Genomic DNA, 25,703 nt, shown 5'->3' on the forward strand with positions numbered 1-25,703 from the left:
TCCGGGGTTCTCAGATTGCGGCATGAATCCCGGATTACACTGCGCTCCATCCGGGCTACAAGTTTAGAGCATCTCATACCCCAGCCCCGGCCGCAGCGCCTGCATCTTCCGCGCCAGCCGCCCGTGCCCCGTCTCCTCCGACCGCGCCAGCCGGTCAGCGACCGCGACATGGTCCGCATCGCTCTTGTGCTGATTGAGCTTGGCCTGCCCCTCGACGGTGTCGACCACGAGATCGACGACCCGGATAGCAGCCAGCATGCTCTCGCGCTTGCCCGGCTCCATTTGCGCGAGGTCCCAGGGCTGCTTCGGCAACCGCGCCTCGGACACCGCAAGCAGCGCATCGCCATGCCCGCGGTTCTCGTCCAGTTCGCGCAGATGCGCCACGCCCGACAGGTGCACGGCCTCGTAAAGCCAGGTCGAGACATTGTCGCGCGAAGAGTACCAGTCGTTGGAGATGTAGGCGTCGTCGCCGGCAACGATCAGCAGGAAGCGCCGCGTGCCGTCCGCAAGCGCAACGAGCGGATTCTTGGCGGTGAAATGGATCTGCACGACCACCTGCCCGTCGCGCTCGCCCAGCACGAACGGCACGTGCGAGGCGCGCGGACCGTGCTCGTCCGCCGCGACGATCATGCCGAAGCCGCGTCGCCCGGCAAATTCCAGCGCGCGCTGCTCCTCGATGCGAAACTGGGGACGAAGCAGATGCATGGCGCGGCGCTCGACGGCTCGAACAGGGGAAGGCGAGCGAAGGCTAACCCATGACCCGGCAAACTCTGAAGAATAATCGGCCCGCAAACGCCGATGTCAGCAATGCCTCAGCGCCGCGCCAGCGTCGCAAGATAGGCGCAGAACATGTCGGCCATGGCATCGGCATAGGCTGCGATCTCCGTCTCGCTCCGCGTCTCTTCCGAAAAACTCTTGCCGACCTCGCTTAGCGTCGCCGTGATCAGCTCGCCGGCGAGGATACGCGTCGCATCCGAGGCTTTCGGCAGCGCCTCCCGCATGAACGCCGCGACGATCCCCTCGCCGGCCGCCCGGGCGTCCTGCGCCTCGGGCGCGTCGCGATACAGCGGTGCAGCGTCACTGAGTGCGACGCGGATCGCGGCCTCCTCACACTCGGAACGAATGAAGGCGTGGACCAGTGCGCGCAGCCGCGCCGGTGGCGGCTTCGCCGCATCTGCGAGGATCCCGCGCAACAGCTCGCTCGTGCGCCGCCACTCGTCGCTCTGGAGGCGGAACAGGATCGCCGCCTTGTTCGGAAAATATTGGTAGAGCGATCCGACGCTCACACCGGCCCGCTCCGCCACCCGCGCCGTAGTGAAACGCTGCGCTCCCTCCTTGGCCAGGACCTGAACAGCGGCATCCAGAATCGCGGCCACCAGCCCGCTCGATCGGGCCTGTTGCGGCTGTTTTCGTGAGGAAATTGAACGGCTTCGGCGGTCGGCCATGGCGTGCTCGAGTAATGCGAATTGGAAATGCGACGAATTAGTCGTATTTCAGTTCCCGCGCAAGCACGCGCTTCTTCGCGAACTCCGGAGGCATCAAATGACCACCCCGACTATCACAACGCTTGCGCCGCTGCTGGATCGCCTGTTTGACGAGGCTGAAGCGGCCAGGGGCGCAACACACGCCGCCGTCGCCGATTTGTCCAACGCGGACCGGGCGCGGATTATGCGGAGCAAGACCGATTACCGCGACCTCTACGGACGCTTGAAGGACGCACCGCTCGCGGTCTCTCGCGAGACGGGTCACCTGCTCTACATGCTAGCGCGCAGTTCGCGCGCCAAGGCGATCGTCGAGTTCGGCACCTCGTTCGGCATCTCGACCCTGCACCTTGCCGCAGGCTTGCGCGACAATGGCGGCGGCCGTCTCATCACCAGCGAGTTCGAGCCGTCCAAGGCGGCGCGGGCGCGGGACAACCTCTCGGCCGGCGGGCTGATCGATCTCGTCGAAATCCGCGAGGGCGATGCGCTGAAGACGCTCAGCGCGGATCTGCCCGACACGATCGACCTCGTGCTGCTCGACGGCGCCAAGGCGCTCTACCCGGAGATCCTGGATCTGGTCGAAGGCCATCTCAAGCCGGGCGCGATCATCGTCGCCGACAATGCCGACGACAGCCCCGACTATCTCGCGCGCGTACGCAGGCCCGCAAGCGGCTACATGTCCACGCCCTTCGCCGAAGACGTTGAGCTCTCCGTGCGGATCAGCTGACGTTGCATAAAATCGACAGTCTGGGCCGTCGTGCGATCTGTCGCGCGGCGGCTTCGTCTTTTCGGCGAAACAGCCAAAACTCCGGCAAACCGCTGCCAACAGGCTCCGGCCTGTCGCAGGCTCGTCACTCACACGTGATACCTCCACCCGCCAAAAGCCATGTTCCGCGTGCTAAACATACCTACCGCGCGGTATCTTTCGCGCGCCACATCTGAGCTCGCCATGACCTCCGCCTTCAATGCCTACGCAGCGCTTGCCCTCGCCATCGTCTTCGAGGTGACCGCGTCCGCCTTCCTGCAGCAGTCCGCGCAGTTCACGCGGCCATGGCCGACGCTGGCCATGGTGCTGTTCTACGTCGCCTCCTTCTACGCGCTGTCGGTGGCGATCCGGGTCATTCCGCTCAGCATCGCCTACGCGATCTGGGGCGGCGTCGGCATTATTCTGACCGCGACCGTCTCCTTCGTGCTGTTCCGCCAGATGCTGGACGCCGCGGCCTTCGTCGGCATCGGGCTGATCGTGTCAGGGGTCGTGGTCATCAACCTGTTCTCGCAGACGACGGCCCATTGATGCCGGCCAGCGCCTACACCCGCGCCAAGCAGCCCGAGCAGGTCCGGCGCGCCCTGCTCGACCATGCCGCGGCGATCGCCATGGATCACGGCGTATCGGGGATCACGGTGCAGGCGGTGGCGGCGGCGGCCGGCGTCACCAAGGGCGGGCTGTTCCATCATTTCGGCAGCAAGCAGGCGCTGATCGAGGGCCTGTTCGCCGATCTCCTCGGCCGCGTCGATGCCGAGATCGACGCCGCTATCGAAGGCGACCCGAAGCCGCGCGGCAGCTTTACGCGGGCCTATGTCAATGCGGTCTTCACCGGCAAGGCCTTCGGCTTTGCGACGCCCTGGGCGGCGCTGAGCATGGTCGTGGTCACCGATCCGTCCCTGCGCCGGCTCTGGAACGACTGGATGAAGGCGCGCCTGAAGCGTCACCGTACGACCGACGCGGCGCCCGAACTCCACGTCGTGCGCCTCGCCGCCGACGGCGCCTGGCTGTCCTACATCACGACGGGACAGACGCGCATGGGCGCGGACTTGCGTGCCGTGCACGACCGCCTCATCGCACAGACCTATCGGCGCGGATAACCGGAACGACAGCTATTGGCTCTGCACTGCCTTGGGCGGACGCGGCGCGGATTTGGCCGGCTTTGCACCGGACTTGGCCGCCGCGCGCGGCGGCGGTTCGTCGACGGACACCAGATAGGCGGCGAGCGCCTTGGCGGAGTCGGCGCTGGTTACGTAATGGTCCTTCAGGAACCAGGCGAGCGTCAGGCTAAAGCGCCCTTTCGCCAATCCCCGCGGGCTGCGATGGCAGGTCGCGCAGCCGTCCGCGAAGAGCTTTGCGGCCGGCTTGCCGGCATCGAGATTTTGCGCGGACGCGACCGTCACCGTCAGCGCCGCGGCTGCGAGAGTCACCAGGGGCGCGATCACGTCGCGCCCCGGTCGAAACAGCGAAATCAATGTCGTCCCCTAGAGCGTTTTCGAGCGAAGTGGATTCCGGTTCGCGTAAAGAAAACGCGTCAAAAGAAGAATCGGCCCCGTCGCGCGGTCACGCCGCCGATAGCTGATCGAATTCGGGCGGAGTGTAGGCCTTGCCGTCCGGGTCGGTGATGACGACCTTCCATCCCTCGCTCGCCCATACTTTTGCCTTCGCCACGATGAGCAACCGGCTCTCGCGGGCAAAACTGCACTTCTCATTGTCGCGTTCTGCGACCATTTTATAGGCCAATGCGCATCCCCTTGCGTCGCTCTGCACCCGCTCCCTCGTGGCAGCGGGCTTTGGCGGCAATTCGCCGGGAGCGTGGCAATTTGGTGCCATCGACGGCAGCATTGTGCCCTGGTTCCAACTGAGCGACGGAGATTGATCGTGCGCAGCATCAAAAATGCGATTCTGCTTGTCGCTGGCTTGCCTGGCGTGGCGCTGCTTGCCACCGCACCTGCGCGGGCGCAGACCTACGATCCGCGCTATCCCGTCTGCATCGAGATCTACACCATCGACGGCAGCAGCATCGATTGCAGTTTCACGTCGATCGCGCAGTGCGCCGCGACTGCTTCCGGGCAGTCCGCCCAGTGCTACGCCAACCCTTATGCCCTGCGGAGCCGGCCACCGGGCCCGGGTCCATCGCCGCCGCGACGGAATCGTTAGGATATTGCGATCCGCTCAGTGGACGCGGATGATATGGGGACGCCCGAGATCGATCAGCCCCTGCACCGCCGAGAGACGGTCGTCCAACGCTGCGATGGTCAGCAGCAGATTGTTGCGGCGCTCGTCGAGCATGCCCATCTCGGCACCGGTGAGCTTCGTGCTCGTCCGCTCCTTGTGAATCCCGTCGAGGGATTTGCGCAGCCCGGCGATCAGGCTGGACAGTTGTTTGGCCTCCTTGGTCATCGACCGCTTCGCGACATTTTGGCGGCGCGTCTCCGCCTGGCTCTGTCTCATCGTCATCCTCCCGTTGCCCCGCTGCCCCGAGTGGATGCTTACAGCTTTGAGTACACATATTACGATCGATGAAATCTGCCCGCGAAGAACTTTCTTAAATTGTACGCGCACGGAACCTGACTCGAACCAAACGGAAAGCCCGGCGCGAGGACCGGCTTTCGTTGGCAACGCCAGGGCTGTTTGAGCGTCAGCTCGCTTGCAGCATGAACGCGTCGAAGTACGCCGCGAGCGCAGAAAAAGCGTCGATCGGAAGAACCTGCGCGACATATTGGTCGGGGCGCACCACGACGATGCCGCCAGCCCTCCGATCGATACCGCGCATGGTGAAAACGTCCTGGCCGCTCTTGAGGTCCGGACAGAACATCTTCTCGTAGTCGATCAAGCCGTGTCGCCCCTTGCGCGGCAGCAGCAGTGCCGGCATCGCCTCCACAGCGAGCGCGCGATGATCCTGCTGGAAGACGGCACGCAGGTCGATCACGCTGTCGATGTCGGCTCCAGTGGGCGTATGGCGACGGACCGGCGATTCACGGGCCTCTGCGAGAAAATCACACAGCGCGCGGATCGCCGATCCCGCGGCGGCGGGATCCTCCGCGGGCGAAAACGCGTAGATGCGGAAGCGGCCATCGGCCTGCGCGGCATGGCCGAGATGCACCGGCTTGGCGTCCGCAAGCCGGATCACCGGCGCGGAATGGAAGCGCGTGCCGATGACGAGGCCTTCGGCAAGATGCTGGTGTGATGTCGCGCCAGTGAGGAGCGACGGCCGGTAATGCGTCGCCGTGCCCGCGGTATAGCGCCCGTGCCTGACGAAATAGTCCTGCGTCCTGGCCGCATCGGCACCACCGGCCTTGGCGGCGGAGGCGAGAATGCCCGCCCATTCGCGGTCGAAATCGATCAGCTCCTTCGCCACCGCCTGGCGCTCGGCCGAATAGGAATGCAAGAGGCTCGGTGCACACTGCCCCCGGAGGACGGCGGCGAGCTTCCAGCCGAGATTGAAGGCGTCCTGCATCGAGACGTTCATGCCCTGCCCCGCCTTCGGGCTGTGGGTGTGGCAGGCATCGCCGGCGATGAAGATGCGCGGCAGGCGCGCGGCGATCTCGGCGTCCGGCACGTCGTCGAACTTGTCGGTCAGGCGCTGGCCGATCTCGTAGACCGACCACCAGGCGATCTCCTTCACATCCAACGTGTGCGGCTTCAGGATCCGCTGCGCCTTCGCAATCACGTCCTCAGCCGTGATGTTGCGATTGGCGACGCGCTCGCCGACGTCGAGTTTTGCCAGCTCGACATAGAGGCGGACCATGTAGCCGCCTTCCCGCGGAATGATCAGCAGGCTGCCATCCTTCGCCGACTGGATCAGGGCCTTGAAGCGGATGTCGGGAAAATCGGTCACCGCCAGCACGTCCATCACGCCCCAGGCGTGGTTGGCGGAATCGCCATGCAGCTCGCGGCCGATCGATTTGCGCACCGTGCTGCGCGCGCCGTCGCAGCCGACGACGTAGCGCGCCCTGATCGTCTCCACCTTCCCCTCATTGCCGGCATCGACACGTTCGAGGCGCACCGTCACAGCATGGTTGGCGGGACTCGCCGCCGGATCAACCACGAGATCGAGCAGGCGGCGGCTGTAATAGGGCTCAAGCTTGGCCGGCGATTTGCGCATGACATCGAGAAAGCCGTCATGGATGCGCGCCTGGTTGAGGATGACATGCGGGAATTCAGACAGCCCGTCCTCGACATCCTGCACACGCCCGCTGCGGACGATCGTCTCGGGCTTCCGTTCGTCCGGCTTCCAGAACGTGGTCTCGTTGACCCAATAGGCTTCCTTCAGCACGCGCGCGCTGAAGCCATAGGCGTGGAACATCTCCATGGTGCGGCAGGCGATGCCGTCGGCCTGCCCGACCAGCAGCCGGCCCGGCTTCTGCTCGACGATGCAGGTCTTGATGTCGCCGAATTGCGCAAGCTGGGCCGCGAGCGTCAGGCCCGCAGGGCCGCAGCCGACGATGAGGACATCGACCTCTTCAGGCACGGCGCCGGCCGCGCCCGAAGCCAGAATGCGGTCGGCGGGATCGGCGATTTCAGGATCGCCCGGCTGAAATCCATTGAGATGGAATTGCATGAGCACCTCTCCCGTCAACGTCTTCTTCGATATTGCTCAGTATGCTGACTATCAGTATACTTGTCAACGATCCGCGCCTTCCCTGCCGCAACGGAGAATTCGGTGAAAGACAACAACGACATGCCCGGGCATCTGGCGCGCCGGTTCCAGCAGATCGCGGTGGCGGTGTTTCTGGCCGAAGTCGGCGAAGCCGGCTTCGACCTCACGCCGGTGCAATACGCGGCCCTTGCGACCATCAAGGCCAATCCGGGGCTCGACCAGGTGACGCTGGCAGGATTGATCGCCTACGACCGCACCACCATCACCGGCGTCATCGACCGCCTCGTCCAGAAAGGCCTTGCCGAGCGCCGCGCCTCCAGCCGCGACCGCCGCGCCCGCGAGCTCGCGATCACCGACGAGGGCCGACGCACGCTGCGCAAGATCACTCCGGCGGTGGAGTCCGCCCAGCGCGTCATGCTGCGCGGTCTCAGCGCGAAGGAAAGTGAGGATCTGATGCGGCTGCTGCGCAAGGCCATTGCCGCCGGCAACGAGCTCAGCCGCGCCCCGCTGCGCGAGGCGGAGGCATGAACCCCGTATTTCTATCCGTAATTGTCGCAGTGCCGCGAAACCTGGAACTAACCTTCGGCTGCTAGGGTCGGCAACATTCGGCGTTTAACGCGCGATTTACTTTGCCGCTCGGGAGTTTCGGATGTTCAGGTTCCTCATTGCGGCGACGGCGATCGCGCTCTCGGCCGGTCCTGCGCTTGCCAACGGCCATGGCGGTGGCGACCCTGCTCCGCCGAAGCCCGAGGCCACGACCGCACCGGCGAAGGTGATCCTGACCAAGCAGGGCCCCACGCTCGTCGACCTCAAGGGCATGACGCTCTACACTTACGAGCGCGACACCACCGGCAAGACGTCGAACTGCAACGGCAAGTGCACCGAGAGCTGGGTACCGTTATCCGCTACGGTCGACGCCAAAGCCATCGGCGACTTCACCGTGATCAGCCGCAACGACGGGAGCAAGATGTGGGCGTACCGCTATCGTCCGCTCTACACCTCGCCGGCCGACAAGGCGCCAGGCGATGCCAACGGCAATGCCACGACGCTGCAATGGCGCGTCGCCCGCCCTGAGAACTAGGTCTCAACCGACAGGCCCGCCCACGACGAAAGCCTCGTGAGCAGTGGAATAACCGATCGCACCGCGCTTAGCCGCGCCAGCTAGACCCCGCGTCGACCCGTGCATTCTGCCCGGGCGGCAGCACCACCACCGTGGCATTCAGCTTCACCCGGTCGAACAGATCGATCACATCCTCGTTGCGCATCCGGATGCAGCCGGACGAGATCGCCTGCCCGATATATTCCGGCTGGTTGGTACCGTGGATACGGTAGAGCGTGTCCTTGTTGCCGAGGTAGAGGTAGATGCCCCGCGCGCCCAGCGGATTGGCGGGGCCACCGGTGACGCGCGCCGGATACGGTCCGAGCCGCGCCTGGATCTCCGCTGTCGGAACCCAGTCGGGCCATTCCGCCAGACGACCGACGCGCGCAACGCCGGAGAAGGCCATGGCTTCTTCGCCGACCGCGACGCCGTAGCGGATCGCCTTGCCTTCGGGCAGCACGAAATAGAGGTAGCGCGCATCGGTATCGACCAGGATCGTGCCCGGCTGCTCCTTGCGCGGATAGTCGACGATATGACGGAGATATTGCTCAGGCACGTTCGCCTGCGCGTAGGGCGTGTGCGCAAGCAACTGCCGGTCGCGCGGCGTCATGCTCGCATCCGTCGATGGAGAAAGCGTCGTCTGCATGCAGCCGGCGAGCGGAAGCATGGCCATGACGAACAATACGATTAGAGATTTTGGCACCACCGGCCCCCCGATAGCGGATAGTTGCGCTCCCAGCGACGCCAGATGCTGCCCAAATCGTGCTGAAAACAAGGCAATGCGGAACACGTGCCCGTGTTCGACTGGCATGGTTCCATCACCACAAACGGCGAAGAACCGTCGCACAGTCTCCATCCCCTCGCCTTGCTTTGGTCAAACCCGGCTGGACTCGTGGGTCATCGTGCGGACTCATCGGATTTGGGATGGGTTCACCTCGACAGATCGGCTCGCGCCAATGCGGACGCCCATACTTTAAACACTCGGACTTCAAAGGAGCTGCGATGCTCGCGACGCTGAACTCTAGGCAAATCGTCGATGAGATCGTGAAGGACACGGTCAAGGACAACGATCCGCACGACGCCGTTGAGATTTCACCCGACATGGTGCTGGCTTCGCGCCCCATCAGTGGTGCGCCCGCGTTGGCCCCTGAGATCGCAACCCGTCCAGAGCCGAAAATAGATCCGAAGTTCGCGCCGGAGCGCACCATTAATCCGGAGCCGAAATTCAGTCCCGTCTTGGAGCCGCAGACGGCAGCGCCCTCGGTCGACACCGCCGTGCGCGTCGCCGCCAGCGATGGTCGCCGGCAGAAGCGATCCTCCGCCGGCAAATGGCTGCGCGGCGCGTTCGTCATGATCTTGTTTGCGGGCGGAAGCGCGGCCGCCACTGTCGCCTGGGAGAAACATGGCGACACGGCCAGGCAGATGCTCGACGAATGGAAACCAGCATTGACTGCGTTGACCTCGCTGCTGCCTTCGACATCGCGAACGGCGGCACCGGTGACCGCCGCGCCCGTCACCGCCGCGCAGGCCGCGCCGCCCGCGGAGCCAGCCGTAACGGATCAAGCGACCGATCAATCTGCTCAACCTGCGCCGCCGCCTCCGGTTCAGGTTGCAGCAGCAGCACCTGTCGCAACACAGCCCGATCCCGCGCAATCGGTCCAATCGATGACGCGCGATCTCGCAGCGATGGCGCAGCAGATCGAATCGCTCAAGGCCAACATTGCCGAGCTGAAGGCCGGGCAGGAGCAGATGGCGCGCGAGATGGCAAAACCACCCGCGCCAAAGCCGGTGGCTGAGGCCAAGCCGGTCGATCCGCGCGCGCGCGTGTCCACGCTCCCGCCGCGATCTCCGGCGCCTCCGGTTCGCAAGCCGAAGCCGGTCGTGTCGCAAACCTACATGCCGGCCTATTCGCCCGCGCCGCTTGCACCTTCGCAGGCTGCCGCGGTCGCGCCGACGGCAGCACCGGTCGCCACGACGCAAGCCGTTGCCGATGACGACGGACCTGTCGTGCGTCCGCCGATGCCGCTGCGCTAGATCAGGCGCCGACGCAGCGTCGCTGTCGCGACGTCGTCCAAGCTGTCCGAGTCGATGCGACGCGTTGAGTCCGGGCAATTACGGAGACCGATATTTCGATCGTCTTCCGTGAAGAGAAAAGGCCGTCGGGATTTATGCCGCCGGCCTTCTCTTGCAGCTGCCGGTTCCCGGAGCCCGGTTCTGCTGCAATTCCATGCCTTATGATCACGTCGACATATTTAATAAAATCTTAACGCGCACGAATGCTGCACATGATTTCTGCGCCATAAGCACAGAGATTGCGCGACCTGTTCATTCGAAAATATCGACTCAGTGGTATCATCCGGGATGTGTTGAGACTTCCACTGAAGCTCACGTCGTCACACCGGGGAAATCGAATGCCCTACTATTCCTTCGATCTCGTGGTTGGTGAAGAGTTCAAGAACCAGGGTGGAATCATCCTCGAAGACATCGAGGTCGCTTCCGATCGCGCCGTTCAATTGGCTACCGAGCTGTCGCAGGTGAAGCCGGAGCTGCAACGGAAGGGTTGCGCGGTTCGCGTCACCGATCGCGATCACAACGAGGTCTATCGCACGCCGCTCGATCCCGTGCCGGCCTGGCGACGCTAGGCCACAGCGTTTTCGAGCGATTTGGAAACCGGTTCGCGTAAAAGCGCGTCGAACTATGACTCAAAAGCATCGTTCCGAGTCATCGGAACGGGGCCTTAGTCGTCCAGCACCGGCGGCTCGAACCAGTTCGTCAGCGACAATCCGCCGTCGACGACGAAGGCTGCGCCGGTGACGTAACCCGAGAGCTTGTTCGACAGCACCGCAAGCGCCATCGGCGCGAGGTCCTTGGCCTCGCCGAGGCGCCCGAGCGGAATGTGCTTCGCCAGCGAGGCATCGGCAACGAACCCGCCCGCCGCGATCGCGCCGGGCACCAGCGCGTTGACGCGGATGTCGTGACGCCCGAGCGTCTTCGCGAGCTCCTTCACCAGCATTGCCATCCCCGCCTTCGCCGTCGAATAATGCGGCAGGTTGCGCGGCGTGCCCGCGTGCAGCGAGGTGAGAAACAGGAACGAGCCCGGCCGTTTCGCCGCGATCAGCCGTTTTGCCAGCCCGCGCGCCAGATGGAATCCGGCATCGAGATTGACGGCATGCATCTCCTGCCAGGTCTTGCGGTCGACCGCGAGCGCATGATCGGCCTCCCGCCGCGGCGGCGATGCGCTGTGCACGAAATGCGAGACCTCGCCGAGCGCCTCTGCGGCGGCCAGCAGGGCATCGCAAGCGTCTGACCTGGCGAGATCGCCGACCCACGGCACCGCCAGTTCAGGCCTGCCGCTCGCGCTGATCGCCGCGCTCACCCGTTCCAGGCTCACATCGGCGAACACGGTCCGAACGCCCTCGCCGACCAGCGCCTGCGCAATCGCGCGGCCGATGCCGTTGCCTGCGCCGGTGACGAGGGCCGTGTCGCGTGCGGGGTCGAACGGCGTGCTCAACAGGCTCATGTCGCTCTCCGTGGCCAGGACGGGCTGACGATAGCGCACCGCACCGGGGAGCGACAAATACGTCCCGGCACCATTGCGGAGTGGCTTGCCGGACGCTAGCCTCCCAAAAAAACGGAGGAGATACCAAGGATGCGCACCGGTTTCCTGATCGCAGGTCTGTTACTGCTCACCGCGCCGGCCCAAGCGGCGGACCGTGCACGCTCGACCTATGTGACGATGGTCTTGCAGGCCTTCGCCGCCAAGGTGGAATGTCCAAACACCGATCTCGTCTATCAGGACCTCGTGCAGAAGGCGCAGCAGATGCAGCTGCCGGACGGCACCACCGAGAAGGTGCGCAAGGCGATCGCCTGGATGCACACCGGCGGCAAGATGGGCGAGAAGCAGGACGATGATTTGATGGCCGAGGTCGCGGTCGCGACGCAGGCGACCGACATGGACCAGCGCCGCCTCGGCATGCCCGGCTGGTGCGAGGCCCAGAAGACCAACCTCGCCGGCCTGATCCGCAGCAAGGGCGGCTAGGCGCTCTCTCGCGGCGTTAAGCACGCCGTGGCGGAACCGTCGCGGCGGCCAACTATCGTCATAATCCTCGACACCATGCGGCCTCTTCGAATTCGAACAGGAGAGCCCACATGCGGAGTATCCATTTTGTTTTCGCCGGCGCATTTGCGGCCGCCGCTGTGCTGACCGCGCCCGCTCTGGCGAAGAACTCCGATGCCCAGAAAGGCGAGGAAAAATCCACCTCGTCATCCTGCAGTGCTTACCAGCAGGCACCCGACGGCTCGTGGGAACCGCTGCCCTGCAAAGAGACAGGCGAGCGTCCCCAGCCGCAGACACAAAATCGCACTACGCAGCCGGGCGCCGACCGCGGGGAGCGCTGAGCGCGCTGGCCGCGGATCAGCTCTGGTGCGGGCCGCGGATGATCTTCATGGCGTCCTCGATGTGACGCCACTCCTTGGCCTCATCGGCCTCGCCGCGGCCCTCACAGGCCTGCGCCTGCTCGGCGGCCTTCGCAATCGCAGCGAAACCATGTTTTTCCAGCATCTGGCGCGCGATGGTGTGGACCTGGATCTCGGATATCATGGGCGCTCTCCTGTTCAGGAAACCGCAGCGCCTGGCTTAGCGCTCCGCGGCCTCTGACAACGATTTCGCCGCAGGTCCCGTTCCGCCCACGACCGATCACATCGGCAGGCCTGGAATTTGACGTGACGAGCAAGCAAGACAAAGGCGGTCCGCTATGCCCAGCGGACCGCCTTCTCACCCACCCCAAATTTGCAGTGTACCGGCCGGATCCCCTACCCGACCGCCGCGCGCTTGCGCTCCAAATCGTTCGGCACCTCGATATCGACCTCCAGGGTCGATACCTCGTCGCCGCGCTCGAGCCGGACGATGACCTTGGTCGGGTCCAGCGTGACGTGCCTGGACACGACAGCAAGAATTTCCTCGCGCAGCACGCCGAGCAGATCGGGCTGGCCGCGCAATCCGCGTTCATGGGCAAGCAGGATCTGCAGCCGTTCGCGTGCGACGGGTGCCGAGGCCTTCTTGCCACGGAGAAGCCGAAGCAGACCCATGCTCATGCAGCCCTCCGTCGCAGCAGACGATCCATGAAGCGCCTGCGCTCGGCCGGAACCTGCATCGCCACGGTGTCGCCGCACAGCCGCCGCGCCGCGTCGATATAGGCCCGTGCGGGTGCACCGTCCACGTTCGACAGCGTCACCGGCGTGCCGACATTGGAGGCCTTCAACACGTCCTGGCTCTCGGGGATGATGCCGAGCAAGGGCGTTGCGAGGATTTCGAGGATGTCGTCGATGGTCAGCATCTCGCCGCGCGCGGCGCGCGAGGCATTGTAGCGGGTGATGAGAATGTGCTTCTGGACGTGCTCGCCCTTCTCGGCCCGCACCGTCTTGGAATCGAGCATGCCGATGATGCGGTCGGAATCGCGCACCGAGGAGACTTCCGGATTGGTGACGATCACGGCCTCGTCCGCAAAGCGCATCGCCATGGAGGCGCCGCGCTCGATGCCGGCCGGGCTGTCGCAGATCACCCAGTCGAAGCGGTCGCGCAAATCGTCGATGACCTTGCCGACGCCCTCTTCCGTCAGCGCGTCCTTGTCGCGCGTTTGGGAAGCCGGCAGCAGCCAGAGATTCTCCAGCCGCTTGTCGCGGATCAGCGCCTGCGGCAGCTTTGCGACACCCTGCACCACGTTGATGAGATCGAACACGACGCGGCGTTCGGCGCCCATGACGAGGTCGAGGTTGCGCAGGCCGACGTCGAAATCGACGACGACGACCTTGTCGCCGCGCTGCGCCAGCGCAGCCCCCAACGCGGCGGTCGTCGTGGTCTTGCCGACCCCGCCCTTGCCTGATGTCACGACCAGTACCTTACTCATCTGAAATGTCTCCTTTGCTGGTCAGTTCAGTGCTGTAATTCGCATGGTATTCCCCTGCAGCCAGGCCTGCGCCGGCTTGCCGCGCAAAGCGGCGTCGATGTCGTCCGCAGTCTGGTAAAATCCATCAATTGCAAGCAGTTCAGCCTCGATCTTCTGACAATAGATGCGGGCGCTCGTGTGCCCATTGACCCCCGCCATGGCACGGCCGCGGAGCGCGCCGTAGATGTGGATGGAACCGCCGGCGACGACTTCGGCGCCGGAGCCGACCGATCCGAGAATGGTGACGTCGCCTTCCGGGAAGATCACGGTCTGGCCCGAGCGCACCGGGCTATCGAGCAGGAGCGAGGTCGGCTTGGTTACGGCCTTCGCCTCGGCCTTCTTCGGCGCGCTCGGCTCGACCACGCAGCTGCGCCCGCCCGAGAGCAGTGGCGGCATCGCCGGCGTCAGCCGGCCCTCCTCGACCCCCTCGATCCCGAGCACCCGGATGTTCCGGTCGTGAAGGCTGCTGAGCAGATGGCCGATGCCGGACTGGCTGAGATCGACCGAGGACAGATCGATCACCACGGGCCGACCGGCGAAGAAGCCCGGCGAGCGCGCAATCGTGGCGTCGATCTCCTGCAGCCAGTCCTGGATCGGAACCGTCGGCACGAACACGAAGGCCACGTAGGAGCGCCCGCGCAGGCGAACCATTTGGCGTTGGACTTTTGCTGCAGCCTCCATAGCGGCCGACTCGATCCCTGTTATTGAATGGTTAACGATGCGGCGGATTTGGTTAACGGCCGGTTAATTTATCCTTGGCACGTGGGTGTGGACGGGCTGGGCCTGCGGAAGGGCTTGGGCGAGCGCTTCCGCGCAACACACCGCTGTCATGCTCCGGCTTGACCGGGGCATCCAGTACGCCGCGGCTTATCCGCATCATGGCACGGCCTCTGGAATACTGGATCGCCCGCCTACGCGGGCGATGACACTGAGAATGTCGAGACAGTGGGCCCTCACGCCGTCCATTGTGATCGCAGGCCCGACCATCCGGATTGACATGCTCATGGCATCTGGTTTCGATCCGCCTCCCCCGTGGACGGAGCCGAGCATGTCAATTCAGTCTTCCATCAGGCGCAAGACCGCGCCGGACATCCGTGCACGCAAGCGGGGCGAACCGATCGTGATGCTGACGTCCTATCACGCGCATACGGCCGCACTGGTGGATCGGCATTGCGACGTCATTCTGGTCGGCGATTCCCTTGGCAACGTCATGCACGGCTTCGAGACGACGGTGCCTGTTACGCTCGACATGATGATCCTCCAGGGCGCCGCGGTGATGCGCGGCTCGAAGCAGGCGCTGGTCGTCGTCGACATGCCGTTCGGCTCGTATGAAGCTTCCAGGGAGCAGGCGTTCAACTCCGCGGTGCGGATCATGAAGGAAACGCAATGCGGCGCGGTGAAGCTCGAAGGCGGCGTTCGCATGGCGGAGACGATTGCATTCCTGTCCGGGCGCGGCATCCCGGTGATGGGTCATATTGGCCTCACGCCGCAATCCATCAACACGCTCGGTTCGTTTCGTGCCCAGGGGCGCAACGAGGTGGACTGGGGCCCCATCGAGGACGATGCGAAGGCCGTCGCCGATGCCGGTGCATTCTCGGTCGTCGTCGAAGCGGTGGCCGAACCGTTGGCGCGCAAGATCACGGAGACGATTGCGATCCCCACCATAGGCATCGGTGCGAGCGCTGCCTGCGACGGTCAGGTGCTCGTGCTCGAGGACATGCTCGGGCTGTCGCCACGAACCCCGAAATTCGTCCGGCGGTACGGCAATCTTGGTCCGGCGATCGAGGCGGCGATCGAAGGCTATGCCACCGACGTGCGGTCGCGCGCCTTTCCCGGGCCTGAACACGTCTACGAGATGAAGAAAAGCTGAGGGTAGCACCGTAGCCCGGATGGAGCGCAGCGAAATCCGGGACAGCGCATCCTCAGCGGCAGGTTTCCCGGATTGCGCTTCGCTCCATCCGGGCTACAACGCGGAAGCGTACGGCTCCCCCTACTTCTTCACCTTGCTCGCATCCATCTTGACGGCGGGATCCAGCATCTTGGTCGTGAACGCCGTCGTCACGTCGAACGGCTTCTCCATGCCGAGATAGGTCTGGACCAGCTCATAGTCCTTCTTCATCCGCTCGCCGTCGATCCAGCCAAGACCCTTGGTGGTCGTGAACTCGTCGGTCATCAAATACTTGATGCGCTCCCACTGCCGTTCCTGGTTCTCCTTGTCGAGACCGGAGACCTGGTCGAGCAGCGCCTTCAGGCACGGCGTGACGTCGGCGACGCAGGCCGCAAAGGCCTTCTGCGAGACGCGCACGAACTCCTCGACCAGCTTGGGGTTCTTCTGCAGATAGGCGCCGTTGACGATCAGCGAATTGCCGTAGGGGTTGAGCCCGATGTCCTTCCAGTTGACGAAGCCGAGGTCGGGCCCGAACTCGATCACCTTGAGATCGTGCTCGTTGTAGAAGTCGCTGATGATGTCGACGGTATGGCTCTTCAGCGCGGCGATCTTCGCGGTCGGGCCGATATTGACGAAGCTGACGGCATCAGGCGCGATGCCTGCGGCCTTGGCAAAGGCCGGCCACATCACGCGCGAGGCGTCGCCGGGCGGGTTGCCGATCTTGTGGCTCGGAAACTCCTTCACGCCATTCACGCCGTAGCTCTTCAGCCAGTAAAACGTCTGCCCAGTGTTGGCGTAGATGCTCATCAGCGCGACATCATCGGCGCCCTTGCTCTTGGCGACCAGCATGGTGGCGAGATCGGCGATGCCGAACGGCGAGCCGCCGGAGCCGACCTTGGCAGCGGAGACGCCGGAGCCCTTGCCGACCTCGATGGTCAGGTCGATGCCGGCCTTCTCGTACCAGCCCTGCGCCTTGGCGAAATAGAACGGCGAATGGTCGGCCGTCGGTGTCCAGTTCAGGATCAGGTTGACCGCCTCCCCCGCGCTCGCCGGCACCGCCGGCACACCGAGCGTCAGGGCCAAAGCCAAAGCCGAGCCCGCAGCCTGCAAACGCTTCATCGCATCCCTCCTCATTGCCGCGACCCGGCTTGTCGCTCTCCCCGTGTGAGGATACCAATGCAACAAGCCGCCCTCGACTTGTCAACTGTCTGGTTGGAAATGACCGCAAAACGTTCAGGCGACACCGTGCCGCAGCGGCGCGATCCCGTCGCCACCCGCAAGAAGCTGCTCACCGCGGCGCGCCTGGAGTTCGCCCGGCACGGCTTTGCCGGCGCCCGCGTCGACGAGATCGCCGAGCGCGCCGGCGTCAACAAGCAGCTCGTCTACCACTACTTCGGCGACAAGGACGCGCTCTATCTCGCCGTACTCGAATGGGTCTATGCCGACATCCGCGAGCAGGAGCGTCAGCTCAACCTCGAAGGCCTGCCGCCGGAAAAGGCGATCCGAAAGCTGATCGAGGCCTCGTTCGATTACCTCGCAACAAACCCCGATTTCATCGTGCTTCTGAACGACGAGAACCGCGGTGGCGCCCGCCACGTCCGCGGCTCGACCCGGCTGGAGGCGATGCATTCGCCGCTGGTGAAGAGCGTCTCCCACATCCTCCACGAGGGCGTTCGCACCGGCGTGTTCCGCAAGGGGATCGACCCGATCCAGCTCTATATCTCCATCGCCGGCCTCAGCTATTTCTATCTCTCCAACACGCCGACGCTGTCGGCGATCTTCGGCAAGGACCTGTCGAGCCGGGCGGCAAGGCGCGCCCGCCGCAGGCATGTCGTCGACCTCTTGCTGCATTCGCTCCGGCCCTAATCAACCAACTGGTTGAAACTTCCCGCAAGGCCGGTTAGGCTGACGAACAGCGGCAAGGTGGCCGCTGGCAACAGGGAGCAACCGGTGACCGGAGACGGCGCACGCACCTCGCGCAGCTTTGCGATCATCCTGATCGTGCATCTCGCCGTGCTCGTGCTCTGGCAGGTCGCGGTCGATGCCTTCCACGTGCCGAAATTCATCCTGCCTTCCCCGCTGGCGACGGTGCAGACGCTGGGCACCGCGAACTATGCCTGGGGCGCCAACACGCTGGTCACGGCGATCGAGATCCTCGGCGGCTTCGCGCTCGGCGCGTTCGTCGGCGTCGCGCTGGCGGTGATTTTCAGCTGGGCACCGCTGCTGAGCCTCGTGCTGCTGCCGCTGTTCGTGACGATGAACATGATCCCGAAGGTCGCGCTCGGCCCGCTCTTCATCGTCTGGTTTTCCTACGGCATCGTGCCGAACATCTTGATCGCCTTCAGCATCTGCTTCTTCCCGATCCTGCTGACCACCGCGCGCGGCCTGCGCGAGGTCGAGCCGGACCTGCTCGACCTCGTCAAATCGCTGCGCGGCTCGCGCTGGACGCTGTTCCGCAAGATCCAGTTGCCGGGATCGCTGCCTTACGTGTTCTCCGGCATGAAGGTCGGCGCCATCCTCGCGGTGGCCGGCGCCATCGTCGGCGAGTTCATCGCCTCCGAGCGCGGGCTCGGCTATCTCATGATCCAGGTGCAGTCGTCGCTCGACACGCCCGCGATGGTGATGGCCGTCGTGCTGCTGACCCTGCTCGGCGTCGCTCTCTACGGCCTGGTCCTCGCTCTCGAACGCATGTTCGTGGTCGGCGATGCCAGGCAGAACTAACGACAAGGACCGATCCATGCTGCTCACCCGCCAGACGCTGCCGAAGACGATCCCGGATATCGCAGCCCTCGACGATCTCCTGTGCCGGCCGACCCAGGCGCTGATCGACGACCTCAAGAAGGTCGAGGGCGACATCATGATCCTCGGCGTCGCCGGCAAGATGGGACCGACGCTGGCGGGGCTCGCGAAAGCCGCCGCACCCGATCGCCGCGTCATCGGCGTCGCCCGCTTCAGCGACGCGAGCGTCAAGGACTGGCTGCACGCGCGCGGCGTCGAGACGATCAGTTGCGACCTGATGGACGAGACCGCAATTCAGGCATTGCCGAAGGCGCCGAACATCGTCTTCATGGCCGGCCGCAAGTTCGGCGCCGAGGGCGACCTGTCGCTGACCTGGGCGATGAACGCGCATGTGCCGGCCCTCGTCGCACAGGCCTTCCCGACGTCGCGTATCGTGGCGTTCTCGACCGGCTGCATCTATCCCTTCGTCCCCGTCGACGGCAAAGGCGCGACCGAGGACATGGCGCCGAATCCGCCCGGCGAATACGCCCAGTCCTGCGTCGGCCGCGAGCGCATGTTCGAATATTTCTCGCGCAAGTTTTCGACGCCGGGCCGGCTGTTCCGGCTCAATTACGCGATCGACATGCGCTATGGCGTGCTGCACGACATCGCGACAAAGGTCCTCACGGGAACGCCGATCAATGTCAGTCTCGGCCACGTCAATTTCATCTGGCAGGGCGATGCGTCCGCGCAGGCGCTGCGGTGCCTTGCGCATTGCACCGCGCCGACCTCGCCGATCAACGTCAGCGGCCACGAGATTTTGGCGGTGCGAGATCTCGCAGCAAAATTCGGCGCGCGCTTCGGCCGCGCGCCGGTGCTGACAGGCAAGGAAGAGCCCACGGCGTGGCTCACCGACACGTCGAAAGCTGTCGAGCTGTTCGGCCTGCCCGTGGTCGACAGCGAGCAGTTGATCGCCTGGACCGCGGACTGGGTGTCCCGCGCCATGCCGAGCCTCGGCAAGCCCACCAAATACGAGGTGCGCGATGGACGCTACTGACGGTCCGCCCATCCTCAAGCTCGCCGTCGACGACGCGATCGCCGGGCTGGTGCTGTCGACGGAAGCGCACTGGAACCAGACCGAGGAGGACTGGCGAATCTTCCTGCACGAGGGCGTGGTGTTCGGCATTCGCGACGGCCTACGGCTGGTCGCGACCGCGGCGCTGCTGCCCTATTCCGGCAACAACGCCTGGATCAGCATGGTGCTGGTATCGGGCACGCATCGCCGCCGCGGCCTCGCCACCCGGCTCGTCGATGCCTGCCTGGAAACCGCGCGCAAGAACGGCCTGACGAGCTGGCTCGACGCGACGCCCGACGGCGCCGCCGTCTACGGGCCGCTCGGATTCACGCCGACGCTGCAATTGCGCCGGCTGAAGCTGGTGAAATCCGGACGGGCCGAAGCCCCACCGCCTTCATCGGCGACCATCGATGCGCTGCGGGCGCGGGACCGGCGCGCCACCGGTTTCGACCGCACCGCGCTCCTCTCCGCCATCGCCCTGCGCTCCGGCTCGCGCATCGTCGCAGCGCATGGCGCCATAGCGCTGGTTCGCGACGGCCGAACCGCGCGCCATATCGGGCCGTTGTTTGCCAACAATGCCGCGCCGGCGCTGGCCCTGGTTCATGCGATCACGCGCTCCGAGACCGGCCCGATTCTGATCGATGCCGTTGCGTCGCAAGCCGCATTCCTGGACGGATTGACCGCCTCGGGCTGGACCATCGAGCGGCCGTTCCAGCGCATGCGGTTCGGCCCCGCCACCACCGCTGCCAAGGATACGCCATTCGCCGTCGCCGGCCCTGAATTCGGATAGGACATCATGCACCACAGCCAGATCAACAGCGACGTCCGCAAGCTGATCGCCGACGGCACCGTGCTGCCGGCTCACCCCCTCGCGCTCACGGCGGAGCGCCAGCTCGACAAGAAGCATCAGCGCGCGCTGACGCGCTACTACATCGACGCCGGCTCGGGCGGCCTTGCGGTCGGCGTCCACACCACGCAATTTGCGATCCGGGACGTCGGCCTCTACCGTCCCGTGCTCGAGCTCGCCGCCGAGACCGCTGCGAACTGGACCAAGCGTCCGCTGGCGATGGTCGCGGGCCTCGCCGGCCCGACCCGGCAGGCGGCGGCTGAGGCCCGCACCGCGCGCGATATCGGCTATCACGCGGGGCTCCTCAGCCTCGCCGCGATGAAGAGCGCCTCCGAGGATGAGATCATTGCGCATTGCACGGCGGTCGCCGCCGAGATCCCGCTGGTCGGCTTCTATCTCCAGCCGGCCGTCGGCGGCGTCATCCTGTCGAGCCGGTTCTGGCAGCGCTTCGCCGCGATCGACAATGTGATCGCGATCAAGATCGCGCCGTTCAACCGCTATCGCACGCTCGACGTGCTGCGCGGCGTCGCGGCGGCCGGTGCGCTCGACCGCGTCGCGCTCTACACCGGCAATGACGACCACATCCTGCTCGACCTGATGCTGCCGTTCGACCTGCGCGACAAGGGCGTCACCACGCGCACCTATTTTAGGGGCGGCCTGCTCGGCCATTGGTCGGTGTGGACCGCGAGCGCCATCAAACAATTCGAGCGCTGCAAGGCGGCGCGGCACAAGGAGGCCGTGCCGGCCGATCTGCTCGCCCTCGATGCCCGCGTCACCGACTGCAACAGCGCCTTCTTCGACGTCGCCAATAATTTTCACGGCTGCATCGCCGGTTGCCACGAGGTGCTGCGGCGTCAGGGCCTGATGCAGGGCCTGTGGTGCCTCGACCCGAACGAGGGCCTCAGCCCCGGCCAGAAGGAGGAGATCGACCGCGTCTATCGCGAGCACGCCGACCTCAGCGACGATGCGTTCGTCGCCCCCAATCTGGACAAATGGCTGGCATGAGCGCCGAGCCCTTCATCAGCCTGAGCGGCGTCCGAAAGGTCTATCGCAGCGGCGGCGCCGAGTTCCTGGCGGTGTCCGACGTCACGATGGACGTGCAGGAAGGTGAGCTCGTCTCGCTGGTCGGCCCCTCCGGCTGCGGCAAGACAACGGTGATGAAGATCTTGGCCGGCCTGCACGGCGCCGACGGCGGCACCGTCAGAATTGGCAATGCCAAAAGCCCGTTCGATCCGACCCGCGACATCGGCATGGTGTTCCAGCAGGCGCTGCTGCTGAAGTGGCGCACCATCCTGGATAACGTACTGTTGCCGGCCGAGATCGTTGGCCTGCCGATCAAGGCCGCGCGCGAGCGGGCGCGCGATCTGCTCAACCTGGTCGGGCTTGCCGGCTACGAGCAGAAATATCCGCGAGAGCTCTCGGGCGGCATGCAGCAGCGCACCGCGATCGCGCGGGCCTTCATTCACGATCCAAAGCTGATCCTGATGGACGAGCCGTTCGGTGCGCTGGACGCCCTGACGCGCGAGCAGATGAATCTGGAGATGCTGCGGATCTGGCGCGAGAGCGGCAAGACCATCATCTTCGTCACGCACTCGATCCAGGAAGCCGTGTTCTTGTCCTCGCACTGCGCCGTGCTGACCGCGGGACCGGCGAAGATGGCCGACTACTTCCCGATCGACCTGCCCTTCCCGCGCGACCTTCCGCTCAAGACCACCGACGCGTTCGGCGCCTATGCAAGGCGGATCTATGCGAAGCTGGGGCTGGGTGCGGCGTAAGGCGCCACACGACAGGTGCCGAAGGGTGGGCAAAGCGACTTGTCCGCCGTAGCTCGAAGAGCGAAGGCGGAAGCGTGCCCACCATTGCACGTGACGCAAAGAACGTGGGCACGGCGCAAGTGCGCCTTTGCCCACCCTACGAGAGCGGGGCGCGGCGTAGTCACCGCGCCCTGCTCGTCATCAAGTCTTGTTACGCATCTTGCTGAGCAAATAGTTGTCGTAGAAGTTTCCGCGATCTGCGCATAGAACAGCAGCTCCTTCATGTAGGCGTCGTGGCTTTCCTTGGTGCGCTTGAACAGGTCGCTCTTGGCGGCGAGCTCGTTCAGGTGCTCCTGGGTCGCGTTGTAGCAGGCTTCCAGCACCGGCTGCGGGAACGCCTTCAGCTCCGCGCCGTTGGCGATCAGCCGCTTCAAGGCCGCCGGATTCACGCTGTCGTACTTTTCGAGCATCCAGGCGCCGGCCGCCGAGGCGGCCTGATTGACGATCGCCTGGTACTGCTTCGGCAAGCTCGCCCACTTCTCGTCATTGACGATCATGTGCAGCATCGCGCCGCCTTCCCACCAGCCGGGGAAGTAATAGTACTTGGCGACCTTCTGGAAACCGAGCTTCTCGTCGTCATAGGGACCGACGAATTCAGCGGCGTCGATCGAGCCCTTCTCCAGCGCCGCATAGACGTCGCCGCCGGCGAGCTGCTGCGGCACGATGCCGAGTCTGGCCAGCACATGGCCGCCCATGCCGGCGATGCGGAATTTGAGGCCCTTGAGATCGTCGACGGTCTTGATCTCCTTGCGGAACCAGCCGCCCATCTGGGTGCCGGAATTGCCGCAGAGGATGGCGTGCGTCTTGAAAGGTTTCAGCGCCTCGTTGGTGAGATCGGCGCCGCCGCCGAAATACCACCAGGATTCCTGGTGGCGATGGTTCATGCCGAACGGCGCGCCGGTCGCATAGGCCAGCGCCGGCTCCTTGCCAATGTAGAAATACAGCGGTGTCTGCGCCATCTCGACGGACGCGACGCTGACGGCATCGAGCGCCTGGAGGCCGGGAACGAGCTCGCCGGCCGCGAAGGTCTGGATCTGGAATTTGTTGTCGGTGGCTTCCGCAACGTATTTCGCGAAGGTCTGCGCCGTGCCGTAGATGGTGTCGAGCGACTTCGGGAAGCTCGAGGTCAGACGCCATTTGATCTCGGGCGCGCCTTGCGCAATCGCAGGTGCAGCAACCAGCGTCGTCGCGCCGGCGACCGCGCCGCCCTTGAGGAATGTACGGCGTTTCATGTTGGGGTCTCTCCCTGGAGGTAAATTTCAAACATATCGGCGTCCGGCGACGGTCTTCGCGGACCGTTTGCCCGTTCCTATAGCGGAGTTCAAGCCGGGAGCGGAAGGGCTGCTGGCGTCCGTAGCCGGATGGCGCGCAGCGCGATCCGGGCGACGAGAGCGCGTTGAAAGGCCGCTCAGAGCAGCTTCGCGCTCACGAACAACGCGCGCACGGCGTTGGTCGCCTGCACCGCGAGCATGGCGTTGTCGGCGGCGCCTTCGAGCGCCGCGACCGCCTCTTCATGGAGCGAGCGGAATTCCATCCACTCGACCGATTTGAAGTTGGTGAGGAATTGATAGGCCTGGCCAACGGTCGCAATCGCCAGCGTGTCGCCGTTCAGCTTGATCTTGAACGTCGTACGCAGCGGGGTCTCGGAACTCTGGGGATCACTCATGGGCTGCTTCTGGACGAGGTCGGCTTAACGAAGGGGAAACGGCAGCCCCGCCGTCCAGCAAATATCAGGAGTCGGTACTCGCACGCTGCGAGGCGGTCGCCGATCCGCGCAGGCTAGGCACGACGACCAGGCGGTTGAACTCGCCATTGTCCCAGGACTTCAGGAAGCGATCATAGTCCTTGATCGAGACGCAGCCATTGGAGTCGCCGCGTGGCCCGAGCATGTAGTTATGGGTGAGCAGGCCGACGCGGCCGAGCGCACTGGTGCCGTCAGTGGGCGTCAAGCGCAGGGCACGGACACCGTGGAACAGCTTTTCGCGCGGCTTCAAATCATAGGTCGCCGGCGGGGTCGCGCCAACCATGCGCTGGTCGACATGGTCGGGGTCGTCCATCAGCGCGCCCATGCCCGAATGCGCTTCCAGCGCGATGCCGCTCGGCAGGTAAAGCGCCTTGGCCTTGATGTCATAGACCGCCGTGCGTGAATCGTAGCCGAGCGCGGCGAGATCAGGCGCCCTGCTGAGCAGGCCGTCGCCGGGAGTCAGCGAGGCCAGCTTGATCTTGTCGGTAAACTTCTCGAAGAAGTTGCGGTTGTCGACCCTGGGGTTGGTCTCGGCATAGGCTTGGCTCGAGGCGATCTGGGACGCGAGGTCTGCCTGGGCCGGGCGCGAGCGCGGCACCGGGATGGCGTCGGCGCGCTGCGACGGCCTCGTCTCGTCAACCACGTGCCGGTCGTCATCGGTCAGGGTCGAGCCGGTCAGGGTCGAGCGCCAGTCGTCGCCCTGGAGTTTTTGGGCCAGCATCGCCTTGGCGTCGCGCAGCTTGAGCTGGACCGCGCTCACCGCGGAGCGCTCCAGCGTCCGCAGGCCGAGGTCACGGGTTGGCGGGCTGCTGGATGCCGAAGCGAAACGGTCGTCAAACGAAGGACCATTGGCCGGAGGCAGTGCGGTGGCCGGAGGCAGTGAGGCGGTGACCAGCGGCGTCGAATCGCCCATGTCAGCGACCCAGGCGGCCGCTCCCAGTGCCAGCGCGACGGCTGCCAAAGACAGCAGTATCGTCTCCGCTCGCCCAATACGGCGGCGCGACAACAGCCTTTCGGCGCTTGCGCGGTCGGAAACCATCAGATCCCCAAATCAACCCCCGGAGGGGCCCAACCCCCGTCCGGAGACTCTATACCAGCTATCGCATTGGGAGCCAAAAGTTAGGCATAATCGCGGCCGACAAGCCCCCCTTGAGGTATCCAATGACCGATCCTTTCGACCTAGAGCGCTTTGTCAGGGCCCAGGACCCGGTTTTTCGCGACGTCCAGGGGGAGCTGGCCCGGGGCCTGAAACAGACTCACTGGATGTGGTTCGTCTTCCCGCAGATCGCCGGCCTCGGCTTCAGCACCATGTCGCAGCGCTACGCAATCGGCTCGCGCGCGGAAGCCAGAGCCTACCTCGCCCACCCCGTACTCGGTCCGCGACTCATTGAATGCACCACGCTCGTGCTTGCCGTCGAGGGACGAACCATCAACGCGATCCTCGGCGCGCCCGATGACGCCAAATTCCGCTCGTCGATGACGTTGTTCGGCGCGGTCTCCGACGAACTCGTCTTCGACCAGGCGCTCGCCCGATATTTCGCAGGCGAGCGCGACGGCGCGACGCTGGAGATGCTCGCCAGGCTCGATCGGCCGGCGCGCTAGCGCGACCTACGCCTAGACGAATGGACGCATGCAGGCGGGGCATGGCGGCCGGCAGCGTAAACTCCGGATTAACACCGGCTGCCTATCGTTTGCGCAGAATAATTTTCTTCCCCGCGCCAATTGC

33 protein-coding genes and 1 pseudogene are annotated in these 25,703 nt (G+C 64.9%); 18 read left to right on the forward strand and 16 right to left on the reverse strand.

Going from position 1 to position 25,703, the window contains the following annotated elements; genetic code table 11:
- Window positions 1-63: 63 nt before the first annotated feature.
- Together ACVJ5M_RS27215 and ACVJ5M_RS27220 are read right to left on the reverse strand one after the other, a co-directional pair.
- Window positions 64-705: an FMN-binding negative transcriptional regulator gene (locus tag ACVJ5M_RS27215; protein WP_283018716.1), complete on the reverse strand. Its 642-nt coding sequence runs from the start codon at window positions 703-705 to the stop codon at window positions 64-66.
- A gap of 107 nt (window positions 706-812) precedes the next feature.
- The gene (locus ACVJ5M_RS27220; RefSeq protein ID WP_085399039.1) at window positions 813-1,445 is read right to left on the reverse strand and encodes a TetR family transcriptional regulator; all 633 of its coding nucleotides are present in this window, start codon (window positions 1,443-1,445) and stop codon (window positions 813-815) included.
- A 97-nt stretch (window positions 1,446-1,542) separates the two neighbouring features.
- Between ACVJ5M_RS27220 and ACVJ5M_RS27225 the strand changes: the two genes are divergently transcribed.
- The 3 genes from ACVJ5M_RS27225 to ACVJ5M_RS27235 all read left to right on the forward strand — a co-directional run bounded on the left by ACVJ5M_RS27225 (window position 1,543) and on the right by ACVJ5M_RS27235 (window position 3,344).
- The gene (locus ACVJ5M_RS27225) at window positions 1,543-2,208 is read left to right on the forward strand and encodes an O-methyltransferase (RefSeq protein ID WP_283018715.1); all 666 of its coding nucleotides are present in this window, start codon (window positions 1,543-1,545) and stop codon (window positions 2,206-2,208) included.
- A gap of 222 nt (window positions 2,209-2,430) precedes the next feature.
- The gene (locus ACVJ5M_RS27230) at window positions 2,431-2,775 is read left to right on the forward strand and encodes a DMT family transporter (protein WP_014495640.1); all 345 of its coding nucleotides are present in this window, start codon (window positions 2,431-2,433) and stop codon (window positions 2,773-2,775) included.
- The gene (locus ACVJ5M_RS27235; RefSeq protein WP_283018859.1) at window positions 2,775-3,344 is read left to right on the forward strand and encodes a TetR/AcrR family transcriptional regulator; all 570 of its coding nucleotides are present in this window, start codon (window positions 2,775-2,777) and stop codon (window positions 3,342-3,344) included. The genes ACVJ5M_RS27230 and ACVJ5M_RS27235 overlap by 1 nt, the downstream gene beginning before the upstream one ends.
- Window positions 3,345-3,356: 12 nt before the next feature.
- Here ACVJ5M_RS27235 and ACVJ5M_RS27240 read toward each other — a convergent pair whose 3' ends face one another.
- Both ACVJ5M_RS27240 and ACVJ5M_RS27245 read right to left on the reverse strand, forming a co-directional pair.
- On the reverse strand, window positions 3,357-3,719 hold the full coding sequence (locus ACVJ5M_RS27240) for a hypothetical protein (RefSeq protein ID WP_166096364.1): 363 nt from the start codon (window positions 3,717-3,719) through the stop codon (window positions 3,357-3,359).
- Window positions 3,720-3,807: 88 nt separating this feature from the next.
- Complete coding sequence (locus ACVJ5M_RS27245; RefSeq protein ID WP_063983585.1) at window positions 3,808-4,014, reverse strand: hypothetical protein; 207 nt, start codon at window positions 4,012-4,014, stop codon at window positions 3,808-3,810.
- A gap of 111 nt (window positions 4,015-4,125) precedes the next feature.
- On the opposite strand from ACVJ5M_RS27245, the gene ACVJ5M_RS27250 reads away from it, so the two are divergent.
- Window positions 4,126-4,404, forward strand: a complete 279-nt coding sequence (locus ACVJ5M_RS27250) for a DUF3551 domain-containing protein (protein ID WP_247310934.1) — start codon at window positions 4,126-4,128, stop codon at window positions 4,402-4,404.
- A gap of 15 nt (window positions 4,405-4,419) precedes the next feature.
- Here the strand turns inward: ACVJ5M_RS27250 and ACVJ5M_RS27255 are convergent, their stop codons facing one another.
- Both ACVJ5M_RS27255 and ACVJ5M_RS27260 read right to left on the reverse strand, forming a co-directional pair.
- Window positions 4,420-4,647 (reverse strand): hypothetical protein, encoded by a 228-nt coding sequence (locus tag ACVJ5M_RS27255; RefSeq protein WP_224580733.1) that lies wholly within the window; start codon window positions 4,645-4,647, stop codon window positions 4,420-4,422.
- Window positions 4,648-4,885: 238 nt separating this feature from the next.
- The gene (locus ACVJ5M_RS27260) at window positions 4,886-6,808 is read right to left on the reverse strand and encodes an FAD-binding monooxygenase (RefSeq protein WP_283018714.1); all 1,923 of its coding nucleotides are present in this window, start codon (window positions 6,806-6,808) and stop codon (window positions 4,886-4,888) included.
- Between the two features lie 102 nt (window positions 6,809-6,910).
- Here ACVJ5M_RS27260 and ACVJ5M_RS27265 point away from each other — a divergent pair, with 102 nt between their 5' ends.
- Window positions 6,911-7,375, forward strand: coding sequence for a MarR family winged helix-turn-helix transcriptional regulator (locus ACVJ5M_RS27265; protein ID WP_283018713.1), 465 nt, complete (start codon window positions 6,911-6,913; stop codon window positions 7,373-7,375).
- A gap of 121 nt (window positions 7,376-7,496) precedes the next feature.
- Window positions 7,497-7,928 (forward strand): COG4315 family predicted lipoprotein, encoded by a 432-nt coding sequence (locus tag ACVJ5M_RS27270; RefSeq protein ID WP_283018712.1) that lies wholly within the window; start codon window positions 7,497-7,499, stop codon window positions 7,926-7,928.
- Window positions 7,929-7,995: 67 nt separating this feature from the next.
- On the opposite strand, the gene ACVJ5M_RS27275 is transcribed toward ACVJ5M_RS27270, so the two are convergent.
- Window positions 7,996-8,613 (reverse strand): L,D-transpeptidase, encoded by a 618-nt coding sequence (locus ACVJ5M_RS27275; protein ID WP_283018858.1) that lies wholly within the window; start codon window positions 8,611-8,613, stop codon window positions 7,996-7,998.
- A 335-nt stretch (window positions 8,614-8,948) separates the two neighbouring features.
- Between ACVJ5M_RS27275 and ACVJ5M_RS27280 the strand changes: the two genes are divergently transcribed.
- Entirely contained in the window at window positions 8,949-9,980 is a 1,032-nt protein-coding gene (locus tag ACVJ5M_RS27280) for a hypothetical protein (protein WP_283018711.1), read from the forward strand.
- A 377-nt stretch (window positions 9,981-10,357) separates the two neighbouring features.
- On the forward strand, window positions 10,358-10,588 hold the full coding sequence (locus ACVJ5M_RS27285) for a DUF6894 family protein (protein WP_027530842.1): 231 nt from the start codon (window positions 10,358-10,360) through the stop codon (window positions 10,586-10,588).
- Between the two features lie 95 nt (window positions 10,589-10,683).
- Here the strand turns inward: ACVJ5M_RS27285 and ACVJ5M_RS27290 are convergent, their stop codons facing one another.
- A complete protein-coding gene (locus tag ACVJ5M_RS27290; RefSeq protein ID WP_283018710.1) occupies window positions 10,684-11,466 on the reverse strand; it encodes an SDR family NAD(P)-dependent oxidoreductase in 783 nt (260 codons plus the stop codon).
- A 129-nt stretch (window positions 11,467-11,595) separates the two neighbouring features.
- Here ACVJ5M_RS27290 and ACVJ5M_RS27295 point away from each other — a divergent pair, with 129 nt between their 5' ends.
- Entirely contained in the window at window positions 11,596-11,985 is a 390-nt protein-coding gene (locus ACVJ5M_RS27295) for a hypothetical protein (protein WP_283018709.1), read from the forward strand.
- Between the two features lie 110 nt (window positions 11,986-12,095).
- Window positions 12,096-12,344, forward strand: coding sequence for a hypothetical protein (locus ACVJ5M_RS27300; protein WP_231144930.1), 249 nt, complete (start codon window positions 12,096-12,098; stop codon window positions 12,342-12,344).
- Window positions 12,345-12,360: 16 nt separating this feature from the next.
- Here ACVJ5M_RS27300 and ACVJ5M_RS27305 read toward each other — a convergent pair whose 3' ends face one another.
- From ACVJ5M_RS27305 to minC, 4 genes are all read right to left on the reverse strand, one after another.
- Window positions 12,361-12,546: a hypothetical protein gene (locus ACVJ5M_RS27305; RefSeq protein WP_028161169.1), complete on the reverse strand. Its 186-nt coding sequence runs from the start codon at window positions 12,544-12,546 to the stop codon at window positions 12,361-12,363.
- A gap of 212 nt (window positions 12,547-12,758) precedes the next feature.
- Window positions 12,759-13,040 carry a cell division topological specificity factor MinE gene (gene minE, locus ACVJ5M_RS27310; protein WP_063983590.1) on the reverse strand — a complete coding sequence of 94 codons (282 nt, stop codon included), beginning with the start codon at window positions 13,038-13,040 and terminating at the stop codon, window positions 12,759-12,761.
- Window positions 13,037-13,852, reverse strand: coding sequence for a septum site-determining protein MinD (minD, locus tag ACVJ5M_RS27315; RefSeq protein ID WP_354099486.1), 816 nt, complete (start codon window positions 13,850-13,852; stop codon window positions 13,037-13,039). The genes minE and minD overlap by 4 nt, the downstream gene beginning before the upstream one ends.
- A gap of 21 nt (window positions 13,853-13,873) precedes the next feature.
- Window positions 13,874-14,572: a septum site-determining protein MinC gene (gene minC, locus ACVJ5M_RS27320; protein WP_283018708.1), complete on the reverse strand. Its 699-nt coding sequence runs from the start codon at window positions 14,570-14,572 to the stop codon at window positions 13,874-13,876.
- Between the two features lie 367 nt (window positions 14,573-14,939).
- Between minC and panB the strand changes: the two genes are divergently transcribed.
- A complete protein-coding gene (gene panB / locus ACVJ5M_RS27325; RefSeq protein WP_283018707.1) occupies window positions 14,940-15,761 on the forward strand; it encodes a 3-methyl-2-oxobutanoate hydroxymethyltransferase in 822 nt (273 codons plus the stop codon).
- A gap of 120 nt (window positions 15,762-15,881) precedes the next feature.
- Here panB and ACVJ5M_RS27330 read toward each other — a convergent pair whose 3' ends face one another.
- A complete protein-coding gene (locus ACVJ5M_RS27330; RefSeq protein ID WP_283018706.1) occupies window positions 15,882-16,898 on the reverse strand; it encodes an ABC transporter substrate-binding protein in 1,017 nt (338 codons plus the stop codon).
- 99 nt (window positions 16,899-16,997) lie between these two features.
- On the opposite strand from ACVJ5M_RS27330, the gene ACVJ5M_RS27335 reads away from it, so the two are divergent.
- The 6 genes from ACVJ5M_RS27335 (at window position 16,998) to ACVJ5M_RS27360 (ending at window position 22,194) form a co-directional block, all read left to right on the forward strand.
- Entirely contained in the window at window positions 16,998-17,645 is a 648-nt protein-coding gene (locus tag ACVJ5M_RS27335) for a TetR/AcrR family transcriptional regulator (RefSeq protein ID WP_346283418.1), read from the forward strand.
- 84 nt (window positions 17,646-17,729) lie between these two features.
- Window positions 17,730-18,500, forward strand: a complete 771-nt coding sequence (locus ACVJ5M_RS27340; protein WP_283018704.1) for an ABC transporter permease — start codon at window positions 17,730-17,732, stop codon at window positions 18,498-18,500.
- Between the two features lie 16 nt (window positions 18,501-18,516).
- On the forward strand, window positions 18,517-19,554 hold the full coding sequence (locus tag ACVJ5M_RS27345; RefSeq protein ID WP_283018703.1) for an NAD-dependent epimerase/dehydratase family protein: 1,038 nt from the start codon (window positions 18,517-18,519) through the stop codon (window positions 19,552-19,554).
- On the forward strand, window positions 19,541-20,362 hold the full coding sequence (locus tag ACVJ5M_RS27350) for a GNAT family N-acetyltransferase (RefSeq protein ID WP_283018702.1): 822 nt from the start codon (window positions 19,541-19,543) through the stop codon (window positions 20,360-20,362). Before ACVJ5M_RS27345 ends, ACVJ5M_RS27350 begins: the two co-directional genes overlap by 14 nt.
- A 6-nt stretch (window positions 20,363-20,368) precedes the next feature.
- On the forward strand, window positions 20,369-21,424 hold the full coding sequence (locus tag ACVJ5M_RS27355; protein WP_283018701.1) for a dihydrodipicolinate synthase family protein: 1,056 nt from the start codon (window positions 20,369-20,371) through the stop codon (window positions 21,422-21,424).
- Complete coding sequence (locus ACVJ5M_RS27360; protein ID WP_028151793.1) at window positions 21,412-22,194, forward strand: ABC transporter ATP-binding protein; 783 nt, start codon at window positions 21,412-21,414, stop codon at window positions 22,192-22,194. Before ACVJ5M_RS27355 ends, ACVJ5M_RS27360 begins: the two co-directional genes overlap by 13 nt.
- A gap of 180 nt (window positions 22,195-22,374) precedes the next feature.
- On the opposite strand, the pseudogene ACVJ5M_RS27365 reads toward ACVJ5M_RS27360, so the two are convergent.
- The 3 genes and pseudogenes from ACVJ5M_RS27365 to ACVJ5M_RS27375 form a co-directional block, all read right to left on the reverse strand.
- Window positions 22,375-23,465 (reverse strand): annotated as a pseudogene (locus tag ACVJ5M_RS27365) (TRAP transporter substrate-binding protein).
- 176 nt (window positions 23,466-23,641) lie between these two features.
- Complete coding sequence (locus tag ACVJ5M_RS27370) at window positions 23,642-23,899, reverse strand: hypothetical protein (RefSeq protein WP_014495671.1); 258 nt, start codon at window positions 23,897-23,899, stop codon at window positions 23,642-23,644.
- A gap of 64 nt (window positions 23,900-23,963) precedes the next feature.
- A complete protein-coding gene (locus ACVJ5M_RS27375) occupies window positions 23,964-24,947 on the reverse strand; it encodes a DUF2778 domain-containing protein (RefSeq protein WP_283018857.1) in 984 nt (327 codons plus the stop codon).
- Between the two features lie 191 nt (window positions 24,948-25,138).
- Here ACVJ5M_RS27375 and ACVJ5M_RS27380 point away from each other — a divergent pair, with 191 nt between their 5' ends.
- Window positions 25,139-25,579, forward strand: coding sequence for a DUF1810 domain-containing protein (locus ACVJ5M_RS27380; RefSeq protein WP_283018700.1), 441 nt, complete (start codon window positions 25,139-25,141; stop codon window positions 25,577-25,579).
- The last annotated feature ends 124 nt before the right edge of the window (window positions 25,580-25,703 follow it).

It is taken from the genome of Bradyrhizobium sp. S3.7.6 (assembly GCF_054061875.1).

What these genes read in the sequence shown, in the direction of transcription:
- panB (WP_283018707.1), top strand. Translation starts at nt 14,940, where the DNA reads ATGTCAATTCAGTCTTCCATCAGGCGCAAGACCGCGCCGGACATCCGT.
- ACVJ5M_RS27285 (WP_027530842.1), top strand. Translation starts at nt 10,358, where the DNA reads ATGCCCTACTATTCCTTCGATCTCGTGGTTGGTGAAGAGTTCAAGAAC.
- ACVJ5M_RS27280 (WP_283018711.1), top strand. Translation starts at nt 8,949, where the DNA reads ATGCTCGCGACGCTGAACTCTAGGCAAATCGTCGATGAGATCGTGAAG.
- ACVJ5M_RS27370 (WP_014495671.1), bottom strand. Translation starts at nt 23,899, where the DNA reads ATGAGTGATCCCCAGAGTTCCGAGACCCCGCTGCGTACGACGTTCAAG.
- ACVJ5M_RS27305 (WP_028161169.1), bottom strand. Translation starts at nt 12,546, where the DNA reads ATGATATCCGAGATCCAGGTCCACACCATCGCGCGCCAGATGCTGGAA.
- ACVJ5M_RS27335 (WP_346283418.1), top strand. Translation starts at nt 16,998, where the DNA reads ATGACCGCAAAACGTTCAGGCGACACCGTGCCGCAGCGGCGCGATCCC.
- minE (WP_063983590.1), bottom strand. Translation starts at nt 13,040, where the DNA reads ATGAGCATGGGTCTGCTTCGGCTTCTCCGTGGCAAGAAGGCCTCGGCA.
- ACVJ5M_RS27275 (WP_283018858.1), bottom strand. Translation starts at nt 8,613, where the DNA reads ATGCTTCCGCTCGCCGGCTGCATGCAGACGACGCTTTCTCCATCGACG.
- ACVJ5M_RS27270 (WP_283018712.1), top strand. Translation starts at nt 7,497, where the DNA reads ATGTTCAGGTTCCTCATTGCGGCGACGGCGATCGCGCTCTCGGCCGGT.
- ACVJ5M_RS27290 (WP_283018710.1), bottom strand. Translation starts at nt 11,466, where the DNA reads ATGAGCCTGTTGAGCACGCCGTTCGACCCCGCACGCGACACGGCCCTC.
- minD (WP_354099486.1), bottom strand. Translation starts at nt 13,852, where the DNA reads ATGAGTAAGGTACTGGTCGTGACATCAGGCAAGGGCGGGGTCGGCAAG.
- ACVJ5M_RS27345 (WP_283018703.1), top strand. Translation starts at nt 18,517, where the DNA reads ATGCTGCTCACCCGCCAGACGCTGCCGAAGACGATCCCGGATATCGCA.
- ACVJ5M_RS27360 (WP_028151793.1), top strand. Translation starts at nt 21,412, where the DNA reads ATGGCTGGCATGAGCGCCGAGCCCTTCATCAGCCTGAGCGGCGTCCGA.
- ACVJ5M_RS27330 (WP_283018706.1), bottom strand. Translation starts at nt 16,898, where the DNA reads ATGAAGCGTTTGCAGGCTGCGGGCTCGGCTTTGGCTTTGGCCCTGACG.
- ACVJ5M_RS27230 (WP_014495640.1), top strand. Translation starts at nt 2,431, where the DNA reads ATGACCTCCGCCTTCAATGCCTACGCAGCGCTTGCCCTCGCCATCGTC.
- ACVJ5M_RS27255 (WP_224580733.1), bottom strand. Translation starts at nt 4,647, where the DNA reads ATGACCAAGGAGGCCAAACAACTGTCCAGCCTGATCGCCGGGCTGCGC.
- ACVJ5M_RS27300 (WP_231144930.1), top strand. Translation starts at nt 12,096, where the DNA reads ATGCGGAGTATCCATTTTGTTTTCGCCGGCGCATTTGCGGCCGCCGCT.
- ACVJ5M_RS27380 (WP_283018700.1), top strand. Translation starts at nt 25,139, where the DNA reads ATGACCGATCCTTTCGACCTAGAGCGCTTTGTCAGGGCCCAGGACCCG.
- ACVJ5M_RS27220 (WP_085399039.1), bottom strand. Translation starts at nt 1,445, where the DNA reads ATGGCCGACCGCCGAAGCCGTTCAATTTCCTCACGAAAACAGCCGCAA.
- ACVJ5M_RS27295 (WP_283018709.1), top strand. Translation starts at nt 11,596, where the DNA reads ATGCGCACCGGTTTCCTGATCGCAGGTCTGTTACTGCTCACCGCGCCG.
- minC (WP_283018708.1), bottom strand. Translation starts at nt 14,572, where the DNA reads ATGGAGGCTGCAGCAAAAGTCCAACGCCAAATGGTTCGCCTGCGCGGG.
- ACVJ5M_RS27215 (WP_283018716.1), bottom strand. Translation starts at nt 705, where the DNA reads ATGCATCTGCTTCGTCCCCAGTTTCGCATCGAGGAGCAGCGCGCGCTG.
- ACVJ5M_RS27235 (WP_283018859.1), top strand. Translation starts at nt 2,775, where the DNA reads ATGCCGGCCAGCGCCTACACCCGCGCCAAGCAGCCCGAGCAGGTCCGG.
- ACVJ5M_RS27355 (WP_283018701.1), top strand. Translation starts at nt 20,369, where the DNA reads ATGCACCACAGCCAGATCAACAGCGACGTCCGCAAGCTGATCGCCGAC.
- ACVJ5M_RS27350 (WP_283018702.1), top strand. Translation starts at nt 19,541, where the DNA reads ATGGACGCTACTGACGGTCCGCCCATCCTCAAGCTCGCCGTCGACGAC.
- ACVJ5M_RS27225 (WP_283018715.1), top strand. Translation starts at nt 1,543, where the DNA reads ATGACCACCCCGACTATCACAACGCTTGCGCCGCTGCTGGATCGCCTG.
- ACVJ5M_RS27260 (WP_283018714.1), bottom strand. Translation starts at nt 6,808, where the DNA reads ATGCAATTCCATCTCAATGGATTTCAGCCGGGCGATCCTGAAATCGCC.